Origin of the sequence: Rathayibacter sp. AY1B5, from assembly GCF_002932795.1 — a bacterium.
Lineage (GTDB): Bacteria > Actinomycetota > Actinomycetes > Actinomycetales > Microbacteriaceae > Rathayibacter.
In genome coordinates this window covers 1-3,279 of sequence record NZ_PSWM01000049.1, presented here as the reverse complement: position 1 = coordinate 3,279, position 3,279 = coordinate 1, and the positions used below count along the sequence as shown (strand labels likewise).

Sequence of the window (3,279 nt, the reverse complement as noted above, 5' to 3'; positions counted from 1 at the left end):
GGGCACCTACAAGTACCGCGCCGCCGCCATCATCGAGCCGGAGTCCGTCGAGGAGGTGCAGCGCCTCGTCCGCGAGAACGAGCGCGTCCGCGCCCTCGGCAGCCGCCACTCCTTCAACTCCCTGCCCGACACCCCCGGCGCACTGCTGCACCTGGGGCGCCTGGCCTCCGACCCCGTGATCGACGCCGAGGCGAGCACCGTCACCGTCGGCGGCGCCACCCGATACGGCGTCGTCGCCGCGCACCTGCACAGCAACGGCTGGGCGCTGCACAACATGGGCTCGCTCCCGCACATCTCGGTCGCCGGCGCCATCGCGACCGGCACCCACGGCTCGGGCGACCGCAACGCGAACCTCTCCTCCGCCGTCTCGGCCCTCGAGCTCGTCACCGCCGACGGCTCGCTGCGCACGATCCGCCGCGGGGAGCCGGGCTTCGAGGGCGTCGTCGTCGGCCTCGGCGCCTTCGGCATCGTCACCCGCGTGACCCTCGACATCCAGCCGACCTTCGACGTCCGCCAGGACGCGTTCGTCGACCTGCCCTGGGAGCGCGTGCTCGACGACTTCGACGCGATCACCTCCTCCGCCTACAGCGTCAGCCTCATGACGCACTGGTCCTCGCCGACGGTGGAGCAGCTGTGGCTGAAGACCAAGGTGGCGGCGGGATCCGTCGCCGACGTCGACGCGACGCACCTGGGCGCGGTCGCCGCCTCCGCGAGCCTCTTCGCCGTCTCGGAGGGCGTCGACTCCAACCTGAACCCGTTCGGCGGCTCCGTCGGACCGTGGTCCGAGCGCCTGCCGCACTTCCGCCTCGACCGCGAGCCGAGCGCCGGCGACGAGATCCAGAGCGAGTACATGGTGCCGCGCGCGAACGTCCGCGAGGCGATCGTGGCGCTGCGCGCGATCGGCGAGCGGATCGACGACGTCCTGCTCATCACGGAGCTGCGCACCATGGCGAGCGACGACCAGTGGCTCTCCCCCGCCGGAGGCCGCGACAGCGTCGGCGTGCACTTCACCTTCAAGAAGGACCGCGCCGGCGTCGACGCCGTGCTCCCCGCCGTCGAGGGCGCGCTGCTGCCGCTCGGGGCCCGACCGCACTGGGGCAAGCACTTCCTCGCCGGAGCCGACGAGATCGCGCCGCTCTACCCGCACCTCGACGAGTGGCGCACCCTCCGCTCCGAGTGGGACCCCTCGGGCCGCTTCGCGAGCGACTTCCTCCGCGACCGCCTGCTCGGCTGAGCAGCACCCGCCCCGCGGGACCGGACAGGTTCCGCGGGACGGGGCTCGCGGGACACGGCTCACGGGACACGGCTCCCGGCACGCGGCTCACGCAACGCGGCTCACGGCACGTGGATCACGGGACGCGGATCACGGGACGCGGCCCACAAGACGCGGCTCACGGCGCGCGGCTCACGCAACGCGACTCACGGCACGTGGATCACGGGACGCGGCTCACAGGACGCGGCCCACGGCACGCGGCTCACGGCACGCGGCTCGCGCAGACGCGGCTCAGAACAGGCGGGCCGCATCGGCGGGCTCGACCAGGTCGCGCACCAGCGCCGGGATCCGCTTCCGGAACGGGAAGAACCCCCGCGACGCCGACGGCCACGCCGCACCGTCCCAGCGGCGGCGCACGGTGACGAGCGCGATCCCCTCGTCGGCGAGAGCCGAGCGGAGCGCCTCCACCCGCTCTCCGACGGGACCGACCGGCGCGTACGGAACGACCACGGTGTCGATCCGCTCGGAGACCGCCCAGTCGACGACCGACCCGGGACGCGCGTCCGCGAGCACCCGCGCCGACCGGCCGCTCGAGTCGGAGGTGCGCTCGGCGGCGTCGGCGAGCGCCGCAGCGGTGAAGGAGGCGACGGCGTCCGAGACCCCGGAGGGCGAGCGCCCGCCCGCGTCCCCGGCGACAGCGCACGCCACGAGGCGCTCGGCCAGACCCGGCTGCTCGGCGAGCAGGCTCTCCGCCTCGAGGTCCTCCTCGTGCAGCAGGAGGCCGGGGCGGGCGCCGAGGGTCCCGACGACGTCGTCACGCTCGAGCGGCGCCCGCGGCGGGAAGGGCTCCTCGGTGAGCGCGGAGGCCGTGGTGGCGAGTCCGCTCGGCGAGAAGCGCCCCTCCGTGTACCGGGCGATGTTGGAGGCGGAGGCCAGGTAGGTCTTGCCCGGCGTCTGCAGTCCGGCGACCCACCGCCAGGACAGGGTGTTGGACGCGGCGTCGCCGTCGAGCAGGTGCCGGTAGAAGAAGTCGGCGCCGAGCTGCCAGGGCAGTCCGAGGGTGAAGATCCAGATGCTCGCGAACCACATGCGGGTGTGGTTGTGGAGGTATCCGGTCTGGACGAGCTCGCTCACCCACGCGTCCATCGCGTCGATGCCGCTGCGTCCGCCGATCGCGTCGAGGTACCCGGACGGAGGATCGCCCGCGGAGGACTCCGCGACCTCGCGGCGGTAGCGGCGCCAGACGTCCGGGTTCTGCTCGAGCCAGCCCTTCCAGTAGGTGCGCCAGAACACCTCCTGGACGAACTTCTCCGCGGCGGTCAGCCGGTGCCGCGCGAGGACCGCGGCGACGACCTCCCGCTCGGTGACGAGGCGGTGGCGGAGGTAGGGCGAGAGTCCGGAGACGTTGTCCCGGGACGGCCCGAGGTCGTGGTTGCGGTCGCGGGCGTAGGCGGAGCCGGCGCGCGTGACGAAGTCGTCGAGCGCCTCGAGACCGGCGGCTCTGGTCGGGATGAACATCGCCCCATCATCGGCGTCGGCCCGGTGAGAACACCGGCAGCGGGCTCGCGACTGCGCTCCGGGGACGGAGGCGCCCGCCGCGCGCTCGTCAACGGGGTGACCAGCCCCTCCGACCCGACGTAGCGTCGGGGGATGAGAGGGAGGCCGCCATGCCCCGCGAGGAACAGATCCCGTCCACCATCGAGCGCTCCGACGAGCACGCGCAGAAGCTCTGGTCGGCCGCGCACGACTCCGCCGTCGACAGCTACGGCGACGGCGAGCGAGCCCACCGCACCGCCTTCGCCGCACTGAAGCACGAGTACGAGAAGGTCGGCGACCACTGGGAGCGCAAGGCCGAGAGCGGCCCCTCCGACTCCCGCGCCGAGGGCCACGGCCGCTCCCCCGGGGGCGAGACGGCCGGCGGAGTGGACGCGAACGCCACGAAGGCGCACCTGATGGACCTCGCGAAGCGCCTGGACGTCTCCGGCCGCTCGCGCATGACGAAGGCCGAGCTCGTCGAGGCCCTGCAGCGCGAGAGCACCCGGCGCACGCGCGACGCACGCTGACCT

3 protein-coding genes are annotated in these 3,279 nt (G+C 73.7%); 2 read left to right on the top strand and 1 reads right to left on the bottom strand.

The features are described from left to right. Positions 1 to 1,234: D-arabinono-1,4-lactone oxidase (locus C5D44_RS17410; protein ID WP_104282383.1), on the top strand; the 1,234-nt coding region annotated here is incomplete at its 5' end. Positions 1,235 to 1,504: 270 nt separating this feature from the next. Here the strand turns inward: C5D44_RS17410 and C5D44_RS17405 are convergent. Further along, positions 1,505 to 2,731 carry an FAD-binding domain-containing protein gene (locus C5D44_RS17405; protein WP_104282382.1) on the bottom strand — a complete coding sequence of 409 codons (1,227 nt, stop codon included), beginning with the start codon at positions 2,729 to 2,731 and terminating at the stop codon, positions 1,505 to 1,507. Between the two features lie 149 nt (positions 2,732 to 2,880). Between C5D44_RS17405 and C5D44_RS17400 the strand changes: the two genes are divergently transcribed. Beyond that, entirely contained in the window at positions 2,881 to 3,276 is a 396-nt protein-coding gene (locus C5D44_RS17400) for a ChaB family protein (RefSeq protein ID WP_104277931.1), read from the top strand. The last annotated feature ends 3 nt before the right edge of the window (positions 3,277 to 3,279 follow it).